The organism is Planomonospora corallina, from assembly GCF_042650625.1.
Taxonomy (GTDB): Bacteria; Actinomycetota; Actinomycetes; order Streptosporangiales; family Streptosporangiaceae; genus Planomonospora_B; species Planomonospora_B corallina.
In genome coordinates this window covers 54,001-74,880 of sequence record NZ_JBHSBM010000011.1, presented here as the reverse complement: position 1 = coordinate 74,880, position 20,880 = coordinate 54,001, and the positions used below count along the sequence as shown (strand labels likewise).

General features: G+C 73.0%; 17 protein-coding genes. 4 read left to right on the top strand and 13 right to left on the bottom strand.

The window, feature by feature from the left end; all coding sequences use genetic code 11:
• Window positions 1-16: 16 nt before the first annotated feature.
• From ACFOWE_RS05230 to ACFOWE_RS05210, 5 genes are all read right to left on the bottom strand, one after another.
• Complete coding sequence (locus tag ACFOWE_RS05230) at window positions 17-1,162, bottom strand: acetyl-CoA C-acetyltransferase (RefSeq protein ID WP_377285769.1); 1,146 nt, start codon at window positions 1,160-1,162, stop codon at window positions 17-19.
• Between the two features lie 157 nt (window positions 1,163-1,319).
• Window positions 1,320-3,704 carry a rhamnogalacturonan lyase family protein gene (locus ACFOWE_RS05225; RefSeq protein WP_377285768.1) on the bottom strand — a complete coding sequence of 795 codons (2,385 nt, stop codon included), beginning with the start codon at window positions 3,702-3,704 and terminating at the stop codon, window positions 1,320-1,322.
• Between the two features lie 368 nt (window positions 3,705-4,072).
• A complete protein-coding gene (locus tag ACFOWE_RS05220) occupies window positions 4,073-5,794 on the bottom strand; it encodes a DUF2079 domain-containing protein (protein WP_377285767.1) in 1,722 nt (573 codons plus the stop codon).
• Window positions 5,791-6,723, bottom strand: a complete 933-nt coding sequence (locus ACFOWE_RS05215; protein ID WP_377285766.1) for a class F sortase — start codon at window positions 6,721-6,723, stop codon at window positions 5,791-5,793. The genes ACFOWE_RS05220 and ACFOWE_RS05215 overlap by 4 nt, the downstream gene beginning before the upstream one ends.
• A 14-nt stretch (window positions 6,724-6,737) precedes the next feature.
• Window positions 6,738-7,649, bottom strand: a complete 912-nt coding sequence (locus tag ACFOWE_RS05210) for a hypothetical protein (RefSeq protein WP_377285764.1) — start codon at window positions 7,647-7,649, stop codon at window positions 6,738-6,740.
• Window positions 7,650-7,923: 274 nt separating this feature from the next.
• On the opposite strand from ACFOWE_RS05210, the gene ACFOWE_RS05205 reads away from it, so the two are divergent.
• On the top strand, window positions 7,924-8,157 hold the full coding sequence (locus tag ACFOWE_RS05205) for a hypothetical protein (protein ID WP_377285763.1): 234 nt from the start codon (window positions 7,924-7,926) through the stop codon (window positions 8,155-8,157).
• 165 nt (window positions 8,158-8,322) lie between these two features.
• Here the strand turns inward: ACFOWE_RS05205 and ACFOWE_RS05200 are convergent, their stop codons facing one another.
• Complete coding sequence (locus tag ACFOWE_RS05200) at window positions 8,323-9,168, bottom strand: class F sortase (protein ID WP_377285761.1); 846 nt, start codon at window positions 9,166-9,168, stop codon at window positions 8,323-8,325.
• Between the two features lie 14 nt (window positions 9,169-9,182).
• Window positions 9,183-10,715, bottom strand: coding sequence for a hypothetical protein (locus ACFOWE_RS05195; RefSeq protein WP_377285760.1), 1,533 nt, complete (start codon window positions 10,713-10,715; stop codon window positions 9,183-9,185).
• 322 nt (window positions 10,716-11,037) lie between these two features.
• Here ACFOWE_RS05195 and ACFOWE_RS05190 point away from each other — a divergent pair, with 322 nt between their 5' ends.
• Complete coding sequence (locus ACFOWE_RS05190) at window positions 11,038-12,183, top strand: acyl-CoA dehydrogenase family protein (protein WP_377285759.1); 1,146 nt, start codon at window positions 11,038-11,040, stop codon at window positions 12,181-12,183.
• A 272-nt stretch (window positions 12,184-12,455) separates the two neighbouring features.
• Here the strand turns inward: ACFOWE_RS05190 and ACFOWE_RS05185 are convergent, their stop codons facing one another.
• Complete coding sequence (locus tag ACFOWE_RS05185; protein ID WP_377285758.1) at window positions 12,456-12,977, bottom strand: hypothetical protein; 522 nt, start codon at window positions 12,975-12,977, stop codon at window positions 12,456-12,458.
• A gap of 160 nt (window positions 12,978-13,137) precedes the next feature.
• On the opposite strand from ACFOWE_RS05185, the gene ACFOWE_RS05180 reads away from it, so the two are divergent.
• Window positions 13,138-13,299, top strand: a complete 162-nt coding sequence (locus ACFOWE_RS05180) for a hypothetical protein (protein ID WP_377285757.1) — start codon at window positions 13,138-13,140, stop codon at window positions 13,297-13,299.
• 24 nt (window positions 13,300-13,323) lie between these two features.
• On the opposite strand, the gene ACFOWE_RS05175 is transcribed toward ACFOWE_RS05180, so the two are convergent.
• The 5 genes from ACFOWE_RS05175 to pdxH form a co-directional block, all read right to left on the bottom strand.
• Entirely contained in the window at window positions 13,324-14,103 is a 780-nt protein-coding gene (locus tag ACFOWE_RS05175; protein ID WP_377285755.1) for an alpha/beta fold hydrolase, read from the bottom strand.
• 118 nt (window positions 14,104-14,221) lie between these two features.
• Window positions 14,222-16,468: an ATP-binding SpoIIE family protein phosphatase gene (locus tag ACFOWE_RS05170; RefSeq protein WP_377285753.1), complete on the bottom strand. Its 2,247-nt coding sequence runs from the start codon at window positions 16,466-16,468 to the stop codon at window positions 14,222-14,224.
• 120 nt (window positions 16,469-16,588) lie between these two features.
• Window positions 16,589-17,290 carry a metal-dependent transcriptional regulator gene (locus tag ACFOWE_RS05165; RefSeq protein WP_377285752.1) on the bottom strand — a complete coding sequence of 234 codons (702 nt, stop codon included), beginning with the start codon at window positions 17,288-17,290 and terminating at the stop codon, window positions 16,589-16,591.
• 322 nt (window positions 17,291-17,612) lie between these two features.
• Window positions 17,613-18,872, bottom strand: a complete 1,260-nt coding sequence (locus ACFOWE_RS05160; RefSeq protein ID WP_377285751.1) for an MFS transporter — start codon at window positions 18,870-18,872, stop codon at window positions 17,613-17,615.
• Window positions 18,873-18,935: 63 nt separating this feature from the next.
• The gene (gene pdxH, locus ACFOWE_RS05155) at window positions 18,936-19,589 is read right to left on the bottom strand and encodes a pyridoxamine 5'-phosphate oxidase (RefSeq protein ID WP_377285750.1); all 654 of its coding nucleotides are present in this window, start codon (window positions 19,587-19,589) and stop codon (window positions 18,936-18,938) included.
• A gap of 170 nt (window positions 19,590-19,759) precedes the next feature.
• Between pdxH and ACFOWE_RS05150 the strand changes: the two genes are divergently transcribed.
• Entirely contained in the window at window positions 19,760-20,866 is a 1,107-nt protein-coding gene (locus tag ACFOWE_RS05150; RefSeq protein WP_377285748.1) for a citrate synthase 2, read from the top strand.
• The last annotated feature ends 14 nt before the right edge of the window (window positions 20,867-20,880 follow it).

Sequence of the window (20,880 nt, the reverse complement as noted above, 5' to 3'; positions counted from 1 at the left end):
GCCGGCCGTTGGGCGCCTACAGGCGCTCGATGACGGTGACGTTCGCCTGGCCGCCGCCCTCGCACATCGTCTGCAGGCCGTACCGGCCGCCGGTGCGCTCGAGCTCGTGCAGGAGCTTGGTCATCAGGATCGCGCCGGTGCCGCCGAGCGGGTGGCCGAGGGCGATCGCTCCGCCGTTCGGGTTGACCTTGGCCGGGTCCGCGCCGATCTCCTTGAGCCAGGCGAGCGGGACCGGGGCGAACGCCTCGTTGATCTCGGTGACGTCGATGTCGTCGATCGACAGGCCGGCCCTCTTCAGCGCCTTCCGGGTCGCCGGGATGGGCGCGGTCAGCATGTAGACCGGGTCGTCGCCGGCGAGCGTCAGGGTGACGATGCGCGCCCGCGGGGTCAGGCCGTGGTCGCGGACCGCCTGCTCGGAGGCGATCAGCAGCGCGCCGGAGCCGTCGGAGACCTGCGAGGAGGTGGCCGCGGTGATCCGGCCGCCCTCGCGCAGGGTCTTCAGCTGCGCCATCTTCTCCAGCGTCGTGTCGGGGCGGGGGCCCTCGTCGTCCTCGACACCGTTGACCGGGGCGATCTGGTCCTTGAAGTAGCCGTTGGCGATGGCCTTGGCCGCCCGCTGGTGACTCTCGTAGGCGAAGCGCTCCAGCTCCTCGCGGGACAGGTCCCACTTCTCGCACATCAGCTCCGCGCCGCGGAACTGGGAGATCTCCTGCTTGCCGTACCGCTCGACCCACGTGTCACCGAACGGGAAGGGCATGCCCTTCTCCAGCGCGGCGGTGATGCTCGCGCCCATGGGGACGATGCTCATCGACTCCACACCGGAGGCGACGACGAGGTCCTGGGTGCCCGAGAGCACGCCCTGGGCCGCGAAGTGGACCGCCTGCTGCGAGGAACCGCACTGGCGGTCGATGGTGACACCGGGGACGCTCTCCGGCAGTCCCGCGGAGAGCCACGCGTTGCGTGCGATGTCCATGCTCTGCGGGCCGAACTGCATCACGCAGCCCATGATCACGTCGTCGACCGCGGCGGGGTCCACCCCGGTGCGGTCGATGAGCGCCTTGAGCGTGTGCGCGGCCAGGTCGGTGGGGTGGACGGTGGACAGGCCGCCCTTCTTCTTGCCGACCGGGGTACGGACCGCCCCGACGATGTACGCCTCTGCCACAGTGCCTCCTGGGTCCCGTCCCTACGAAACCGAGCATTATTCGGTCAGTAGGAGGTTACCTCAGAACGCCCGCCCGCGCCCTCCCCCGACGGTGTGTTCCGCCACGCACGACGGGCCCCCGCCCGGAGGGGCGGGGGCCCGCGGAACCGCCGGGACGTCAGCGCGGGTGGACGTTCGGCTTCGGCGGGGTGGACATGCCGTCGCCGATGAGGAACGACGGGTGCGGGGGCTGGTTGTAGGCGGTGTTCTGCCAGGCCACGGCGGTGCGGTACTGCACGTCGTGCATCAGGGTGTGGATGCGCCGGTCGGTCGCGTGCGGCGTGCTGTAGATCCGCAGGGCCCGGTTGTCGCTCGTCGGCCAGACGACCTCCTCGCGCCAGTCACCGAACAGGTCGGCCGTCAGGGACGGCGTGGCCTTGGTGCCGTTGTTGGAGTTCACCCCGGAGGCGGTCAGCAGCCGGGTGTCCCCGCCGGTGCCGTACTTGTCGATGCGGGTCCGGTCGAGCAGCTCGCGCACCGGGTCGCCGTCCCACCAGATCACGAAGTTGACCGAGGAGGGCTTGCGGCCCAGCGAGCCCCCGGTGACGCTGCGCAGCGTGTTGTCGGCCGCCGACCAGGACTCGGCGCCGGGGCTGCCGGCCCAGACGTCGGCCGAGACGCCGCGGCCGTTGTCGCTGCCGGAGGCCGTGGACCAGAGCACCTTGCCGGTGCGGGCGTCGGCGAACCACGAGCCGGGCTTGGAGGAGTCCTCGGAGACCTTGAACATCTCCAGGCCAGGCCGGGACGGGTTCAGGTCGCCCACGTGCATCGCGTCGCCGTGGCCGTTGCGGTTGTTCCACAGCGGAGCGCCGTTGTCGTCGACCGCCATCGACCCGTAGACGATCTCGTCCCTGCCGTCGCCGTCCACGTCGGCCACCGACAGGCCGTGGTTGCCCTGGCCGGCGTAGGAGGTGTCGGAGTTGGAGTCGAAGGTCCAGCGCCTGGTCAGCGAGCCGTTCCGGAAGTCCCAGGCGACGATCACGCTGCGGGTGTAGTAGCCGCGCGCCATGATCAGGGAGGGGCGCCGCCCGTCCAGGTAGGCCGTGCCGGCCAGGAAGCGGTCCACCCGGTTGCCGTAGGAGTCGCCCCAGGAGGAGACGGTCCCGCGGGCGGGCAGGTAGTCGACCGTGGACAGCGCCGCGCCGGTCCGCCCGTCGAACACGGTCAGGTACTCGGGACCGGCCAGGACGTAGCCGGAGGAGTTGCGGTGGTCGGCCGAGGAGGAGCCGATGACCTTGCCCGCGCCGTCCCTGGTCCCGTCGGCGGTCTTCATGGCGACCTCGGCGCGGCCGTCGCCGTCGTAGTCGTAGACCTGGAACTGGGTGTAGTGCGCCCCGGCGCGGATGTTGCGGCCCAGGTCGATCCGCCACAGCCGGGTGCCGTCGATCCGGTAGGCGTCGACGTAGACGTTGCCGGTGTGGCCGGACTGGGAGTTGTCCTTGGCGTTGGACGGGTCCCACTTCAGCACGAGCTCGTAGCGGCCGTCGCCGTCGAGGTCGCCGGCGCTCGCGTCGTTGGCCGCGTAGGTGTAGGCGACCCCGTCCGGGGTGGTGCCGCCGGCCGGCGGCTGGATCGGCACGTCCAGGTAGCCGTCCGCGAAACGGAGGGACGGCCCGGAGGCCTCCTGCTCGGCGCCGTTCACCACGGCCCGCACGGTGTAGGAGGCGTCGGCGGGGGCGCCGGCGTCCAGGTGGTTGGTGGAGCCGGTGATCGGCGCGGAGTTCACCTTCGTGCCGTTCCGGTAGAGGTTGAACCCGGTCGAGGCCGCCTCGGTGCCCAGCAGCCGCCAGCTCACCAGGTTCCCGCTGCCGGAACGCACGCTGACCAGGCCGCGATCCAGGTCCTCCACCTGCTTGGCGTCCGCCGGGATCGCCGTGGGCGTGGCGGTCGGGGTCGCCGTGGGGGTCGCGGTCGGCTTGGCCGTGGGGGTCGCGGTCGGGCCGGGGGTCGCGCCGGCGGGCTTCAGCGTCCAGCGCTTGGAGACGACCGAGTCGCAGGTGTTCTGCTTGACGGCGGCGCCGGAGTCGTTGGACGCCGTGTTGAGGCACTTGGCGCTGCCGGCGTTGACGACGCGGTAGACCGAGCCGCCGGCCGCCTCGAGCTTCCACGCCTGGAAGGAGCTCACCGAGCAGGTCTGCTGCACGACCGCCTTGCCCGCGGAGGTGCTGTCGCCGGAGATCCCGGCGCACTTGCCGCTGTGCGCGGCGGTCAGCCGCCGGCCGCCGGAGACGTCCGACAGCTTCCAGGTCTGGTTCGCGCCGCCGTTGCAGGCGTACTGCACCAGCGCAGCGCCGTCGGCGGTGCCCTTGGCGTACACGTCGAGGCACAGGCCGCTGGCCTCGTTCACCAGGACGTACGACCCGGCGGCCGGGGCGGCGGGCGCGGTGGCCGTCGTCGCCGCCGCGGTCTCCCAGCCGCCGAGCAGCGCGCCCGCCGCCAGGACGGCCGTGACGGCGGTCCCGCGGCGCGGCCGGGGCCGTCGCGGGGGTGTGAAGGGTCTCATGTCCAGCTCCGATCTCGACCACCGGGGGAACAGCGGGCCTCGGCCGCGCGCCGCCCTGCCGCACCGCCCCGGGGGGCGGGTGCCCGTACGGCCGGCGCGGGCGCCTTCCCTGGCCGGCCGCCCGACTGGTGGGAATGCGCTTTCCTAGCGCCCAGACGGTAGAGCAAGGCGGACAAAAGCGTCAATCCACAGAAAAAGAGGAAGGACGTGTCGTAAGAAGCGGCGGAGGAACAGCTCAGGTCAGGGGCCCCGCCCGGCGCGGAGACGGGGTGCGCCCTACGATCGCGGGGCTGAAACTTTCAGGGACGGTGGGCCGGGGTCCGGGGAGCACCGCGGCCGGAACCGTACGGGAGCGGCGGGCCGTCCGGTCAGGAGGGCCGGTTCAGCACGATGTAGCCGTCCCGCTCGAAGACGACCCGGTACCCGTCGCGCAGCGCCTCGTCGACCCGCTGCCGCTGCACCTCGTGCGCCCCGAACGGGAAGGACCAGCGGTCCACGTCGGCCACGATCCACGGCGCGCCGTGCGCGGCAGGACCCCACAGCAGCACGGTCGCCCGCTCGGTGAGGGCGGGACCGACGTGGTTGACGGCCTCGACGACCACCCCGTCCGGCACCGCCGCCACCGCCTGGCGGGCCGCGGCGGTGTGCGACTCGCCCTCGTAGAAGGACCACTCCAGCAGGTCGCCCAGGGCGAAGCGCGGCACCAGAGTGAGGGCGACCGCGCAGACGCCGAACGCCCAGTGGCGGCCTGCCCGCCGGGCCACGTCCGTGCGCCCGCCCCGGTCCGCGCCCCCGCCGTGCTCCTCACCGCGCCCCACGGCCGCACCCCGGTCCGCGCCCCCGCCCGGCCCGGTCCCGCCGCTCCTCCCCGGCCCCCGGACCGCCACCGACCGCCGGGCCGCCGCCCGGCGCCGGAGCCATCCGCCCAGCCGGCCCGCACCGTCCACGCCCGCGCAGAACAGGATCGCCACGAGGAAGGCGTTGTAGTGGAAGTTCGCCTCCCAGAACTGCGGCCGGTCGGCCAGGAAACGTTCGGCGATCAGCGGGAGGGCCGCCAGGGTGAGCGGCGAGAGCAGGGCGGTCAGCAGCACCGGCCAGAACAGGAAGGCCAGCGTGTCCACCTTGGTCTCCGGGCTGACCAGCTGCCAGAGCGCTCCCAGCGGGTCGCGGGCGATCCCGAGCACCAGCCCGCCCAGGCCGTCCCCCCACCTGCCGTAGGCCCAGTGGAAACCTTCCCCGCTCGATCCGGCCAGCGGCATGAGGACGCCGCGGACCAGGGTCAGCGCGGCGAACCCGAACAGGACGAACGCGGTCCCCTCCAGCCGCCTGCGGGTCACCAGGAGGTACACGCCGAAGCCCGCGACGAGCAGTCCCATGTCCTCCTTGACCAGCAGCAGGCCCGCCGCGGCCAGGACCGCCGGGAGCGCCCGCCCGGCGTCGAACCGCTCGATCATGATCGCGCTCAGCAGCGGGACGAACGCCGCCTCGTGCACGTCGAAGCCGGCGGTCTGCGCGACCGGCCACGACAGCAGGTAGGCCGCCGCGACCAGGTGCGCGGGGACCGGGCCGAGACGGCGCTCGGCGTAGCGCCAGACGGGGATCGCGGCCAGCGCGAGCAGCACCGCCTGGGCGATGATCAGCGTCCGCGGCCCGTCGTGGATCCAGTAGAGCGGCGCCAGCAGGGCGTAGATCGGCGAGAAGTGGTCTCCGACCTGGAGGAGGTCCATGCCCACGCCATAGTGCATGCCGACCGAGGGCACCCGCCCCATCTCGAAGCCCGCGTAGCCGCGCACCGCCTGGTCGACGATGACCAGATCGAAGGTGCTGGCCCGGAAGGTGGCCAGTTTGACCAGGCCGAGCACGGCGTAGGCGGCCGCGGCGACGAGCGCGAGCACGGCCGGCACCGTCGTGTGCGGCCGGCGCCGCAGGAAGGCCGCGGCGCGCCCGGTGACACGCCCGGCGACGCCTCCGGGAGCCGGCCGCTCCCCGGTCCGCCCCTCCTGCGCACCGGACCCGGCGCCCCCGTTCCCCGGCGTCTCCCGCCCGCTCTCGCCGGTCTCCTCCGCCCCGGCCGCGACGCCCCCGCTCATGCCCTGCGGGTGCTCGTCATCGTCGCGTAGACGATCACGTTGTCGGTGTAGTGGCCGGTCGTGCGGTCGTAGACGCCCCCGCAGGTGATCAGGTGGAGCTGCGGCTCGGCCGACTCGCCGTACACGCGCTGCGTGGGGAAGACCTCCTTCTCCGCCTGCTCGAGGCCGCCGACGGTGAAGACGGCGATCATGCCGTCCTGGCGGCGCACCTCGATGGTGTCGCCGTTGCGGAGCTCGTGGAGCCGGCTGAACACCGCGCTGCCCTTCTTCGTGTCCTTGTGCCCCAGCATGATCGCCGGACCGGCCTCCCCCGCCGTGCTGCCCAGGCGGTACCAGCCGACGAGGTTCGGGTCGTCCACCGGCGGCACCTCGATGGCCCTGCGCTCGTCGAGCCCCACGGAGGTGATCGGCGCGTCCACCTTCAGTTTCGGGATGACCAGCCGGAGCGGGGTCGCGGGCCGCATCGGCGCGGCCGCCGGCGCGGTCGGCTGCGGCGGCGGCGCGGTCGGGGCCGCCTGGAAGTACGGCCCGGTCGCCCCGGCCGCGCTCGGCTCCGTCCGCGGCAGCGTGGTCCGCTGGTCGGCCACGTCGGCCAGGCCGTACTCCTCGGGCGAGGCGACCATGAGGATCAAGCCGACGAGCACCGTGACCACGCCGGCGATCCCGGCGAGGATCAGCACCGACCGCAGCGCCCTGCCGCCGCCGGCGGGGTCGCCGTACGGGCCGTCGTACGGGCCGTCGTACGGGTCACCGTACCCGGGGGCGTATCTCGCGCCGGGCGGCTGGACGGGAGCCGCGTATCCAGGCGGCGGGTGGCCCGGCGGCCGGTGGACGGGGCCCGGATATCCGTACGGCTGCGCGGCCCATCGCGCCCGGCCGCCCCGGGGCGGCGGTCCGGGCCGCCGGCCGTCCGGCGTCGGCGTGGTCATCCCGTCCCCTCCGGTCAGCCTCGCCGCACGGTACGGCGGCGCAGCGCCAGCCCGCCGGCCCCCGCCGCCACCACCATCAGGGCGCCGCTCAACATGATCATCCGGGCGTCCGGGCCGGACTCCCCGCCGCCACCGGTGGCCGCCGGGCCCTCGGGCGTCTCCTCGATCTGCCTTGTCTTGGTGGTCCTGCTCGTCTTGGTGGTCGGCGTGGCGCTCCCCGTGACGGTCTCGTAAACGGTGATCGTCGGCTTCGGCGTGGTGGCGGTGGGCGACGGGGTGCCCGTGCCCGTACCGGTACCGGTGCCGGCTCCGGACGGCTTCACGGTGATCAGCAGCTGCGCGGCCGTGACCTCGGCCGGGGTCGCGGGGACGCACTCGTAGAGGTCGGTGGCGGTGCCGGTGCCGCTGGTCGGCCCGACCGCCAGGAAGAAGCCGCCCGGCTGGACCCCGATGACGCCGGTGGCGGTGGGCACCATCGTGATCAGCACGGTGGCGCCCGGCAGCGGGCTGTTCGCGGCGATCGCCCCGGGGGTGGAGGAGGCCGTGGCGTAGACGGTCGAGGAGGGCGTGGGCAGCGGCGAGCCGGTGACCAGCGCCCCTCCCTCGACCACGAGGCGCTCGGTCGCGGCGACGGCCGAGGGGGCGAGCAGGCTCGGCGCGGCCGCGGGCTGGTTGATCTTCCAGGTCGCGACGACCGTGGAGCTGGGGGTCGGCGCCACCGGGCCGGTCAGCTCCAGCTGGAGCTTGTAGGGGCTCGCCGCCGCCGCGGTGCCGGTGCCGGTGCCGGTGCAGTTGTAGGTGACCTGCGCGGGGGCCGCCACCATCGACGCGATCGCCGGGACGGCCCCGAAGACGACCCCCGCGCCCACCAGTCCGATCGCGGCGGTCTTGACCGCGACGCGCCTGCGCGTCCTGGACTTCAGCACGGTCTCTCCTGGGTTCAGGTGATTGTTCGGCGGACGATCACTCGTCGTTCCCACCAACGGTCAAGGTTCGCCATAGATCCTATGAAGATCTCCTCGAAGGTGGGAACCTCTCCGCAAAGCGGGCATAGATTCTCCCCCATCCCATCCCGCTCGAAGCCCTCGCCGAGACGACCGGTGGAGTCGCGTGGGCAGCGGGGAGAAGGCAAGATCACTCCTGGGCGGTCCGGAGGACGGACCGTCCGCACAGCTGACAGCCGGGGGGAATCGCCACATCATGCGGGAGGGCCGGGAAGTGCGGGTGGCCCAGGGCGCGCACCGCTGCGGCCTGCCGTGCCGCTGGTGCGACGGGAGCGGGGCCTGGAGCCCGGAGCGGGCCGGCGTCGAGGAGTCGGGGGTGACCGTGTTCCACCGGGTCGCCGAGGAGTGCCGCATGTGCCTGGGAACGGGCGAGTGCCTGCACCTCCACCCCGGCGAGCACCCGCAGGGCGCCGGGCCCGAGCCGGCGTGACGGTCCGGCGGCCGCGCGGCGGGCGGCGGCGGGCCGCCCGTACGGCCCGGCGGCCGCCCGGCGGGCGATCCGCACGGCCCGTCGGCGGGAGGATCCGGGCCTCGCCGCGCGCGGAAGCCCGCACCCGCACCGGGCCGGACGCCGACCCGGCGGCGCGGGCCGGCCTCAGGACGCCTTGCGGGTGGCCGAGAGGGTCGCGTAGATGATGATGTTGTCGGTGTAGTGGCCGGTCTTCTGGTTGAGCACGCCGCCGCAGGTGATCAGCCGCAGGGTCGCCTCACCGGTGTTGCCGTAGACCCGCTTCGACGGGAACGAGGTCTTGCTGGTCTGCTCGACCCCGTCGACGGTGAACTCGGCGACGTACCCGTCCGTCCGCGAGATCCTGATCTTGTCCCCGCGGACGAGCTCCTTGAGCCGGAGGAAGACACCGGCCTTGCCGTTGCCGTTGACGTGGCCGAGCACGACGGACGGCCCCTGCTGGCCGGGGACGGGACCGTGCTTGTACCAGCCCGCGTGGCCGAGCCTGCTCATCGGCGGGGTCTGGATCTTCTGCTTCGCGTCGACGCCGAGCGACATCAGCGGGGCCATCACGCCGATCTTCGGGATGGAGATCCTGCGCGGACTCACGCCCTCGCTCCTGAGCGGCTCCGGCGGCATCACGACGGGCAGCGGCGGCGCGGCCGTGGGCGCGGCGGCCGTCAGCGGGACGTTCAGCCCGCCCGGGCCCACCTCCGCGGGAGCCCCCGCCGGGTTCTGCTCGGCGGGGGCGGGCTGCGGCTGCTCCTGCGCCGCGGCCTGCGGGATGGGCGGCCCGTACACCTCCTCCTCGGCCGGCGGGGCGATGAAGGTGAGCAGCCCGGCCATGACCAGCCCCACCCCGCCGAGCGATCCGGCGACCAGGAGCGAGGGGATCAGCCACTTCCTGCCCTTGGCGGGCGCGGCGCCGCCCGGGTGGACGGGGCCGCCGCCCGGATGGGGGGCGGGACCGCCCTGCGAGGGTCCTGGGTACATCCCGGCGTCCCCGGCTAGTCCCGGCCGCGCGCGTGCGCCGCCCGGCGCCGCAGGAGCGTCAATCCGCCCAGCACGCTGCCCGCGATCATGGCCGAGCCCGCGCCGGCGAGGGCCGGCCCGGACTGCTCGACGGGCCCGCGGCCGGTGTCGGCGCCGCCCTTCGGCGTCACGATCACCTGGGGCGTGGTCGGCGTCGCCCGGGTGGGCGTCACGGTGACGGTCGCGGTGACGGTCGGCTTGGGCGTGGTCTTGGCCGCAGCCGTGGGCGTGGGGCTCTTGCTCGTGTTCGTCGGGCTCGGGCTGGTCCCGCCTCCGCTCGGCGGGTTCGTGCAGGTGGGCGAAGGAGTCGGCCACGTCGGCGAAGGAGTCGGCGCGGGAGTAGGGGTCCGGGTGGGAGTCGGGGTCGGGGTCGGGGTGGGCCCGCAGGTGGGAAGAGGCGTCCTGCTGCCCGTCGGGCCCGGTGTGGGTTCGCCCGTCGGGTCGTCCGTCGGGTCCCCGGTGGGGTCGTCCGTGGGTTCGCCCGTCGGGTCGCCCGTCGGGGTGGCCGAGCCGCCGATGGTGACGATGACCGCGCCCGGGTCGTTGGTGAGCGTGCAGACGGTCCGGTACTCCTCCGGCGGGTTCTGCAGCTCCCGCGTGATCACCCGGAAGGCGTCGAGCTGCGCCCACTTGCCCTGCACGTCGTCATGGACGACCTGGATGAGGTGCTTGCCGTACTTCAGGCCGCGGAAGCCCCACAGCGTCTGCCCGCCCTTGTCGGCGTCCGTCGACGGCGTGCCGTCGGCGTTCTTCGAGGCGTCCACGTACGCGGGGGTGGCGAGCTCGCCGTCGATGTAGAACTTGACCTTCCCGGCGCGGAAGTCGCGCGGCGCGACGTACTCGATCCCGGTGCCGGTGAACCGGTAGGCGACCCGGGCTCCGGTGTCCACCGACCGGTGCAGGTCGTGGTGGTGATCCCCGTAGTGCTCGTCCCGGTCGTTCTCGTCGCTCCAGTTGCCCGCCTGGTACTCCACGTCGGCGTGGTCGTCGTTGACCACGACCTCGCCCGCCGGCGGGATGAAGTTCACCACCAGCCGCTGGGGCGCCACCCTGACCTTCGCCGCCGCGGTGGTGTGGGCGGCGTCGGAGATCCCCTCGGGGAGCGTCAGGATGGTGCCGTTCGCGAGCTGGCCCGGCTGCTCGGCGAACCCCTTCGGCTGGAGGATGCCGTTCCAGCCGCCGGAGAGCCTCACGTTGCCGGTGACGGTGACCTTGCCGCCGGGGGCGAAGAAGCCCGGCGAACCGAATCTGGTGGGGTGCTCCTGCCGGTAGCCCAGGGTCCAGCCGATGTTGAGCGGCTGGCCGACCGCGACCGTGGTGGGGACCACCAGCTTGGTCCGCAGGCTCACCGGGCCGCTCTGCGTCAGCCCGCCCTGGCACGTGTAGTCGGCCACCAGCTCGGCGACGTTGGCGCTGGCCGTACCGGAGGACAGCACGACCAGCGCGCCGCTCAGCAGACCCAGGACCGGGATGGCGGCCGCCCTACGGAGCCCTGTTCCCCACCGCACCACTGGACACTCCGCTCGTAAAACCTGGACACAGAAATGGTCATTTCATCACAGCAGGTCCGGATCGTACTGGTATGCGGCAGTGTCCGCAGGGGTTCGGGGGTCTTCCCAGGGCACCGTGGCGGACTTGTGATCTCGCCGCCCATCTCGCAGCGTTCCAACGCGACCGATCGCGCGGCGTCCGGGCGCGAGCGGTCATGTGACGTCCCGGCGCGAGCGGTCGCGTGGGGTCCCGGCGCGACGATCGGAGTCCCCGGGCACTTACCCGGCCAGGCAACAGAATCGTATTCTGTTGCGCGGATACCCCTGAAGGAGGAAGCCCATGGAGCGAGACCTCTTCGAGGAGGAGCACGAGCTCTTCCGCGAGACCGTGCGCGAGTTCCTGGCCCGGGAGGTCGTGCCCCATCACGGCCAGTGGGAGAAGGACGGCATCGTCCCCCGCGAGGTGTGGAAGAAGGCCGGCGAGGTCGGCGTGTTCGGCTTCGGAGTGCCGGAGGAGTTCGGCGGCGCGGGCATCAAGGACTTCCGCTACAACGCCGTCATCGTCGAGGAGATCATCCGGGTCGGGGCGTCGGGCCTCGGCTTCTCGCTCCACAACGACGTCATGGCGCCGTACTTCGTCGACCTGACGAACGACGAGCAGAAGGCCCGCTGGCTGCCCGGCTTCGCGAGCGGCGAGCTGATCACCGCGGTCGCGATGACCGAGCCGGGGGCGGGCAGCGACCTGCAGGGCGTACGGACGACCGCCGTGCGCGACGGCGACCACTACGTCGTCAACGGCTCCAAGACCTTCATCACCAACGGCATCAACTCCGACCTGGTGGTGACCGTCGCCAAGACCGACCCGTCCGCGGGCGCCCGCGGCATCTCGCTGCTGGTCGTCGAGCGCGGCATGGAGGGCTTCACCAGGGGCCGCAACCTGGAGAAGATCGGCATGCACGCCCAGGACACCGCCGAGCTGTTCTTCGAGAACGTCCGCGTGCCCGCCGCCAACCTCCTCGGCGACCAGGAGGGCCAGGGCTTCTTCCAGCTCATGGGCAACCTGCCGCAGGAGCGCCTGTCCATCGCGGTGGCCGCCGTGGCCGCCGCCGAGACCGTGCTGGCGGCGACCGTCGACTACTGCAAGAGCCGCCAGGCGTTCGGGCGGAACATCGGCGCCTTCCAGAACACCCGGTTCGTCCTGGCCGAGCTGGACACCGAGGTCGAGATCGCCCGGCACTACGTCGACAAGTGCATCCGCGCCCTCAACGCGGGGGCCTTCACCGTCGTCGACGCCGCCAAGGCCAAGTGGTGGGCCACCGAGCTGCAGACCAAGGTCATCGACCGCTGCCTCCAGCTCCACGGCGGCTACGGCTACATGATGGAGTACCCCGTGGCCAAGGCCTGGATCGACAGCCGGGTCCAGACGATCTACGGCGGCACCACCGAGATCATGAAGGAGATCATCGGCCGCTCCTTCGGCTTCTGACACCGGGACCGCCCACGACGGTGCGGCCCGTCCTCGCCGGGACCGGGCCGCACCCGTCTCACGATCCCGCGGGGAAACGCGCCCGCGGGGAAACGCGCCCGCGGGGAAGTGCACCCACGGGAGAACGCGCCCGCGAGGAAGCACGCCCGCCGGGGAAGACGGCGGAGCCGGGCCTGCCGGCCGGAGCGGACGTGACGGCCGGCCGGCCGGAGCCGACGCGGCGGCCCGGCGGCTCACGGACCCGCCGCCGTCCGGTCCGGCCGGGGCCGGACCTAGTTCCTGACGATCTCCTCGATCCGCACGGCCACACCGTCCTTGATCGAGATCTTGGCGTACAGCGAGACGCCCTCCCGCAGCGCCTTCCTCAGCTGGTCCACACTGCAGCTGCGCGGGATCGGCCCTTCGTCGCAGATGCCGCCCTGCACGTCCAGCACCTCCGTGTACGGCACCAGCTGCGCCGTGCGCTCTCCGGCGTCGTCCCCCTGGACGAGGATCGAGTCCGCTCCCTTGATCGTGACCTGGCCCGTCACGTTCTCGTCGAGCCCCCTGCCACCGGGGAAGTTCGTACGCGACTCCTGCGGGAGCGGGACCGGGGACGCCTCACCGGTCGGCTCCGGGAGGACCGGTTCCGTCACCGTCACCGTCACGGCGGGCGAGGCCGTCTCCGTCACGGTCGCGGCGGGCGAGGCAGCCGCCGACGCGGGCGGCGGGTCCTCTCCCCCGGAGCAGGCGGACAGCGCGAGGGCGAGGGCGACCACGGACAGGACAGGGCCTGCCTTCAACGTTCCGTTCACGGGACCCCACCCTGCCATGACCCGGCGTGGCCCCCCGTATCGGGCACGGAGGCACCGGCCCGCCTCCGCGCGGTGCGGATCATGGATTCCGTCCGCTCTCCCGCGCGGGACGCGAGGAGAACGCATACTGGTCAGCGACGGCTCTCCCGAAGGCGGTGGCATGGACAGCGGACTGATCCTGCTGGTCTTCCTGGCGTTCCTGTTCGCCTGGGGGCTGAACCGGGTGCGCCGGGCGCTGCGGCTCGGCCCCCTGGCCTACGCGGGCGTCATGATCACATTCGCCATCGTGGTGCTCGCCGTCTGGGGACAGACGATGCGCTGACCGCCCGCCCGGAGCGTGCGGACGCTAGACCGCCGAGGCCTCCAGCAGCACCCGCGCCACCAGCTCGGGGTCGTCGCTCATCGGCAGGTGCCCGCAGCCCCGCAGCAGCTTCACCCGCTGCCCGGACCAGCGGGCCGCCCGTACGGCCTGCCGCCGCGGTGGAAGCAGCCGGTCGCGCTCCCCCCAGGCGATCGTGATCGGCGCCTTCGGCGGCGCCGGGGGCATCATCCACGTGAACGCCTCGAGCATCTCGTCGAACCCCCGCGCGCCGCGCAGCGCCTCCCCGGCCGCGAGCACCGCCTCGTCGGGCAGGCGGCCCGGGTGGGCCACCATGACCCCCACCGAGAGCGCCTTGGCGAGCGGGCTGCGGGTGGTCAGCGCGGCCCGCTCCGGTGGGACGGCCAGCGCCGCCGCCCTGGTCGCCCGGAGCACGGCCTGCGTGTAGAGCAGCTCCCCCCGGCTCCAGAAACCCGCCGGGGAGAGCGCGGCCGCCGTGCGGACGGCCCCCCGCGAGGCGAGCTCCAGCGCGACGTAGCCGCCGAGCGAGTTGCCCGCCACGTGCGGCTCGCGGATGCCGAGCATCGCGCAGAAGGACTCGACCGCGTCGGCGAGCGTCTCCGCCGTGTACGGCGTGCCGGGCGGGAGCGGCGGCGAGACTCCGAAGCCGGGGAAGTCCACGGCGATCACGTCCCGCTCCGCGGCGAGACGGTCGAGCACCGGGAGCCACCCCTGCCAGTGGTGGCCGATGCCGTGCAGCAGGATCAGGGGCGCTCCGGCTCCGCGCCGTTCGAAGGCAAGCTCCATGCTGACCACTCAAGCACCGATCGCAGCCTCCGCCCAGACCCGGCGGCCACCTTCGGACGGCACGCCGCGGGGACGTCCGGAAGGCGACGCGCCGCGGGAGGAAGGGGGCCGTCCGCGGCTAACGCGACCTGGTGGGGATCTCGAACCAGACGGCCTTGCCCTCCTGGGTGGGGCGGGAGCCCCAGCGCCGGGCGAGCTGGTCGACGAGGTAGAGGCCGCGCCCGCCCTCGTCGTTCTCCCCCGCGCTGCGGATGCGCGGCAGGCGCAGGTCCTGGTCGAAGACCTCCACCCAGACGGACTCCCGGCCGCGGCGGAGCCGGAGCGTGAACTCCTTCTCCGCGGCGACCTCCTCCTCGTCGTCGAAGCCGGGAAGATCCCAGGACTCGTCGAAGTCGAGCGGCCCGTCGACCGGCCCGCCGTCCATGATCAGGTCTCGGCGCGGGACACCGGCGGCGGCCGCGTGCAGCACGACGTTGGTGACCACCTCGGAGACGAGCAGGCAGGCGAGCTCGGCCCGCTCCTCCGGGACGTTCCACTCGGCGAACGCCGCCGACGCCATGCGGCGGGCCTCACTGACCATGATCGGCTCGGCCGGGAAGGTGCGCTCCTCGACGTCGAGCTCGGTGGGGGACGACCTGATCACCAGGATGGCCATGTCGTCGTCGATCTCACCGGGCACCGCGGCCGTCGCGACGTCGGCGATCTGCTCCACCGAGTCGCGGGCGGCCCCGACGAGCCGGTCGCACAGGATCGCGAGGGTCTCCTCGTCGCTGAGCGGCCGGCCGCCGGAGTCGCGCAGCGGGCGGCGGTCCACCAGGCCGTCGGTGTAGAGCAGCAGCGCGGCCCCGGGCGGGAGGGTGCGCGTCTCCTCCTTGTAGACCAGGTCGGCGTGCATGCCCTTGGCGCGGACGCCGAGCGGCTGGCCGACCTCCTTGATGTCGAGCTCGACGCAGCCGCCGTCCATGAGCAGCAGCGGCGGGGCGTGGCCGGCGTTGGCGAACGACAGCTCGCGCGACCAGGCGTCGTAGACGAGGTACTGGCAGGTGACGATGGGCGGGACGCTGACGTCCTCGCCGTTCTCGTCCTGCTCGGGGGTGGCGATGATCCGCGTCCACTCGTCGAGCCGGGCGAGGATCTCCGCGGGCGGTTTGTCGTCCTGGGCGAAGGCGCGCAGCGCGGCCCTCAGCTGTCCCATGACGGCGGCGGCCTTGGCGCCCCGCCCCTCCACGTCGCCGATGACGATGCCGACCCGGCCGGCCGAGAGCGGGATCACGTCGTACCAGTCGCCGCCGACCTGGGTCTGGATGCCCTGGCCGTGCGAGGCGAGCGGCGCGGCGGGGAAGTAGCGGACGGCGATCTCCAGCCCGTCGAACTGGGGCAGCGCGCGGGGCAGCAGGTGCTTCTGGAAGGACTCGGCGGTGTGCCGCTCCTCCTCGAACAGCAGCGCGTTGTCCACCGCCAGCGCGACCCGGGTGGCGATGGCCCCGACGAAGTCGCGGTCGAAGGTGTCGTAGTGCGGGCTGCGCCGGTCCGTCAGGTTGGACAGGCCGAGGTACATCAGGCCGAGGGTCTCGCCGCGCACGCACAGCGGCGCGACGATCGCCGAGGTCAGGCCGACCTCGGCGGCCAGCCGGGTGCTGCCCTCACTGGGGCTGGGGTAGCTGGTCCGGGCGAAGTCCTCGACCAGGATCGTCTCCTGGCGGCGCAGCGCGATGTCGGCGTAGTGCCCCGCCGGGTAGCGGATCTCGGCGCCGAGCGGCGCCCAGGTGTTCGGGGGCGGGCTCCAGCCCTGGACGTGCGTGGAGACCCTCCGGGTCAGCCGGTCGCCCTCCATCAGCTCGATGAAGCAGTGGTCGGCGAACTGGGGGACGAGCATCTCGGCCACGCGTTTGAGCGTCTCCTCGACGTAGAGCGAGCCGGCGAGCCGCTCGCCGATCCGCTCCAGCAGGCCGAAGCGGTCCTTCTCGCGCTCGTTGCTCCGCATCGCCTCACGGGCGGTGATCACGATGCCCGTCACCGCGCCGGAGGGGTGCCGCAGCGGCACGGCCTGCGCACGGACGTAGATCATCGTCCCGTCCCCGCGCTTGACCTCGAAGGTGCCCTCCCAGACACCGCCCTTGAGCACCTGCTTGGCCGCCTCGACCGCGAGCGGGTGGTCGGTGTCCAGCAGGCCCAGGGTCAGGCCGGGCCTGTCCTTGGAGCCCGGGGGGGCGGAGTGGCCGAAGAGCTTCTCGGCGAACGGGTTCCAGTAGAGGAGGTTGCTGAAGCGGTCGGTGACCACCACCGCCATCTCGGCCTGGTCGAGGACGGCTCCGGCCGAAAGGTGATCGGCGGCGTCCTGCGGAAGATCCCCCCACCGCTTCATACAGTGACCACCCTTCGGGGACGGGTGTGCGCAAAGCGAACCACGGTTGCTCCTGCTGCAGTCTCGGCCGGGGAGTGGAGGGCTTTCCCCGCGGGATCCAACCGAGCCGATGCGCGCCGGTCAGCGAACGGAGACGAAGACGTGGGCGGCGACGTCCCGCGGGAGGTCCGCAAGAGAGTTGCCCGTCGCATCGTCACCGATCACCCGCACCCCGTCGTCGCTCGCCGCGAGCGTCACCTCGCGTCCGGGTTGTATCCCAACTTGCTTGAGTTTAAGCATCACAGCGGGATCGCTTTGCACTTGTTCGCTAATTCGGCGGACCACGACGCCCACTTCTCTGGGCCCGGCCGCCTCGGCCATCGACGGCAGCGACTCCCGCTCGCCCTCCGGGACCGCGACGCCGAGTTCCTCCAGCCCGGGGATGGGGTTGCCGTGCGGGTCGCGGGTGGGGTTGTTCAGCAGGCTGACCAGGCGTTCCTCGACCGAGTCGGACATGACGTGCTCCCAGCGGCATGCCTCGTTGTGCACCTCCTCCCAGGGCAGGCCGATCACCTGGGTCAGCAGGCACTCCGCGAGGCGGTGCTTGCGCATGACGCGGGTCGCGAGCGCGCGGCCGAGGTCGGTCATGACCAGGTGCCGGTCGCCCTCGACCCGGACCAGGCCGTCCCGCTCCATCCGCGCGACCGTCTGGCTGACGGTGGGCCCGCTCTGCTTGAGCCGCTCGGCGATGCGCGCGCGCAGGGGGACTATCCCCTCCTCCTCCAATTCGAAGATCGTACGGAGGTACATCTCCGTGGTGTCGATCAGGCCGTGTGCGGTCAAGACTCCTCCCGTCCTGTATGGGTGCCGTGTCCACCGGCGCGGGATCCCCGCGAACCGCGCCGGGCGAGGCTGGATTCACGAAGTTCACGAAGGGCCATGAGACTTCTGACCCTAGTGGGGTAGGGACTTCCGACCCTATTGGGAGACGCGCCGCGATGAGCCCCGATGGCGGTTGCCAACACCGCGGGGCCCGGAATCCTTCCCCGCCGCTCACCCACCGTGTCCCCGGCGCGCGGGCGTCCGTCACCCTCAGTGACAGTGCCCGCACGTCCCGCGTACGGCCCCGCCGCGCCCCGCTCCCGCACGTCCTCTCGCGGCCCCGTCACGCCCCGCTCCCGCGCGCCACCGCCGCCGACCGGTAGTTCCGGAACGCGGGCACGGCCAGCCCGGCGGCGACCACCGCGACCGCGCATGCCAGCCCGCCGCCGACCCACGCCGCGGTGGCGCCGAACCAGGTGGCGGTGGCTCCGGCGCGCAGGTCGCCCAGGCGCGGGCCGCCGGCCACCACGACCGTGAAGACGCCCTGCATCCGGCCGCGCATCTCGTCGGGGGCGTGGGTCTGCAGGATCGTCTGCCGCCACACCCCGGCGACCATGTCCGCGGCCCCGCCGACCGCGAGCAGCGCGACCATCGCCCACAGCTCTCCGGCCAGCCCGGCGGCGACGACGCTCATCCCCCACACGACGATCGTGCAGGTGAGCGCCACCCCCTGGCGCCGCACCCGGCCGACCCAGCCCGACAGCAGCCCGCCGGCCACCGAGCCGAGGCCCATGGCGGCCGTCAGCCAGCCGAACGCGACCGGCGAGCCGCCGAACCGCTCGGCCACGACCTCCGGGAACAGCGCCCTGGGCAGGGCGAACGCCATCGCGATGATGTCGACGACGAACGACATCAGCACCACGGGGTGCCCGGCGATGTAGCGCAGGCCGTCCAGGACGGACCCCAGCCCGGGCCTGGTCACCTCGCCCGTCGGCGCGAGCCGCGGCAGCCGGAGGGCCGCGTACAGGCTCGCGCCGAACAGCAGCGCGTCGGCGAGGTAGGCGGTGGCGGCCCCGCCCCGGGCGAGCACCACGCCGGCGAGCAGCGGCCCGGCCACCGCGCCCAGGCTGGAGACGAGGAAGTTGAGCGTGTTGGCGGCCGGCACCTGGTCGACGGGGAGCAGCCGGGGGACGATCGCGCCCCGGGTGGGGCTGGTGACGGCGAACCCGGTGGCGTGCACGGCGACGGCCGCCAGCAGGAGGCCGACCTCCGCGGTGCCCGTCCAGGCCTGCACCAGCAGGGCCAGCGTCCCCGTCCAGGCGACCAGCGCGCCGCCGATCAGCAGCTTGCGCCGGTCCACCGCGTCGGCGATCGCGCCGCCCCAGAGCCCGAAGACGATCAGGGGGACGAGGTTGGCCGGGCCCAGCATGCCGACCCAGAAGGACGAGCCGGTGATGTCGTAGATCTGAGCGCTGACCGCCACCGAGGTGAGCTGGAAGCCCATGAAGGAGACGCCCTGCCCCCACCAGAGCCGCCGGTAGGCGGGGGTGGCCAGGGGGCGGACGTCCACCAGGTGCCTGCGCACGAAGTCCAGCAGCCCCACGAGCCCCCCTTTTTCCTGTCTTCCGGCCTCACCGGATATATCAGCAAAAAGGGAGCGGGCTGGTCAGGGGGCCAGGCGCTCCACCACCCAGGAGTCCCCCGCGCGCCGGTAGCGGAGCCGGTCGTGCATGCGGTCGAGCTGGCCCTGCCAGAACTCCACCTCCACCGGCGCGACCCGGAAACCGCCCCAGAAGTCCGGCACCGGCGGATCCTCGGGCCAGCGCTCGGCCAGCCTGGCGTACCGCTCGTCCAGCTCCCCGCGGGAGGCCACGACCGCCGACTGGCGCGAGGCCCAGGCCCCGACGCGCGAGCCGTACGGCCGCGACCGGAAGTAGGCGGCCGACTCCTCCCTCGGCAGCCGGACGACCGGCCCCTCCACCCGCACCTGACGGCGGATGGCGTGCCAGGGGAACAGCAGGCAGGCCCGGGGGTTCTCCCCGAGGTCCCGGCCCTTGCGCGACTCGTAGTTGGTGTAGAAGACGAACCCGGTCTCGTCGTAGCCCTTGAGCAGCACGGTCCGGGCCGTCGGCCGGCCGCCCGCCGAGGCGGTCGCGACGACCATCGCGTTCGGCTCGGGCAGTCCGGCGTCCACGGCCTCGCCGAACCAGGCGGCGAACTGGGAGACGGGATCGGGAGCGAGGTGCTCCTCCAGCAGGGGCTGTCCCTCGTACGTACGGCGGAGCCCCGCCAGCGACGGCGGGTGCGAGGTGGCGTCCACGAGACGGTATTCTCGCGTGCTTGGCGACAAGCCACGCGCACCGCCCCCCACCTGGGGCTATCGCGTTCCGGAGGGACCGGCGGCGAGCCACCCGAACCCAGGGGGTTGAATATGACTCGCCGGTATCTCGACATCAAGGCTTTGACTTCAAGAAAGGGAGGCGGCCGAGAATGTCCGACTTCAAACCCGGGCTCGAAGGCGTCGTGGCTTTCGAGACCGAGATCGCGGAACCGGACAAAGAAGGGGGCGCCCTCCGCTACCGGGGCGTCGACATCGAAGAGCTGGTAGGCCGCGTCTCCTTCGGGAACGTATGGGGCCTGCTCGTCGACAACAAGTTCCAGCCGGGCCTCCCCCCGGCCGAGCGTTACCCCCTCCCCGTCCACTCCGGTGACATCCGCGTCGACGTGCAGAGCGCGCTGGCCATGCTGGCCCCGCACTACGGCTTCCGCCCGCTGCTCGACATCGACGAGGACGAGGCGCGCGACAACCTCGCGCGCGCGAGCGTGACCGCGCTCAGCTTCGTCGCCCAGTCCGCCCGCGGCCAGGGCCAGCCGGTCGTGCCCGAGAAGCGCGTCGACGAGGCCCAGACCATCGTCGAGCGGTTCATGGTCCGCTGGCGGGGCGAGCCCGACCCGGCCCACGTCAAGGCCATCGACGCCTACTGGGTCTCCGCGGCCGAGCACGGCATGAACGCCTCCACCTTCACCGCCCGCGTCATCGCCTCCACCGGCGCCGACGTCTCCGCGGCGCTGAGCGGCGCGGTCGGCGCCATGTCGGGCCCGCTGCACGGCGGCGCCCCGGCCCGCGTGCTGCACATGATCGAGGGCGTCGAGCAGATCGGCGACGCCAAGAAGTACGTCCAGGGCGAGCTGGACAAGGGGCAGCGCCTCATGGGCTTCGGCCACCGCGTCTACCGCGCCGAGGACCCCCGCGCCCGCGTGCTGCGCCGTACCGCCAAGGAGCTGAACGCGCCCCGCTACGAGGTCGCCGCCGCCCTGGAGAAGGCCGCCCTGGAGGAGCTGCAGGCCCGCAAGCCCGACCGGGTGCTCGCCACCAACGTCGAGTACTGGGCCGCGGTCGTCCTGGACTTCGCCCAGGTCCCCCCGCACATGTTCACTTCGATGTTCACCTGCGCCCGCACCGCGGGCTGGGCCGCGCACATCCTGGAGCAGAAGCGCACGGGCAGGCTGGTCCGCCCCAGCGCCAACTACATCGGCCCCGCGCAGCGCTCGATCAACGACGTGCCCGGCGCCGCCGAGGTCATCGGCAAGTTCTGACGCCCTGAGCCTGC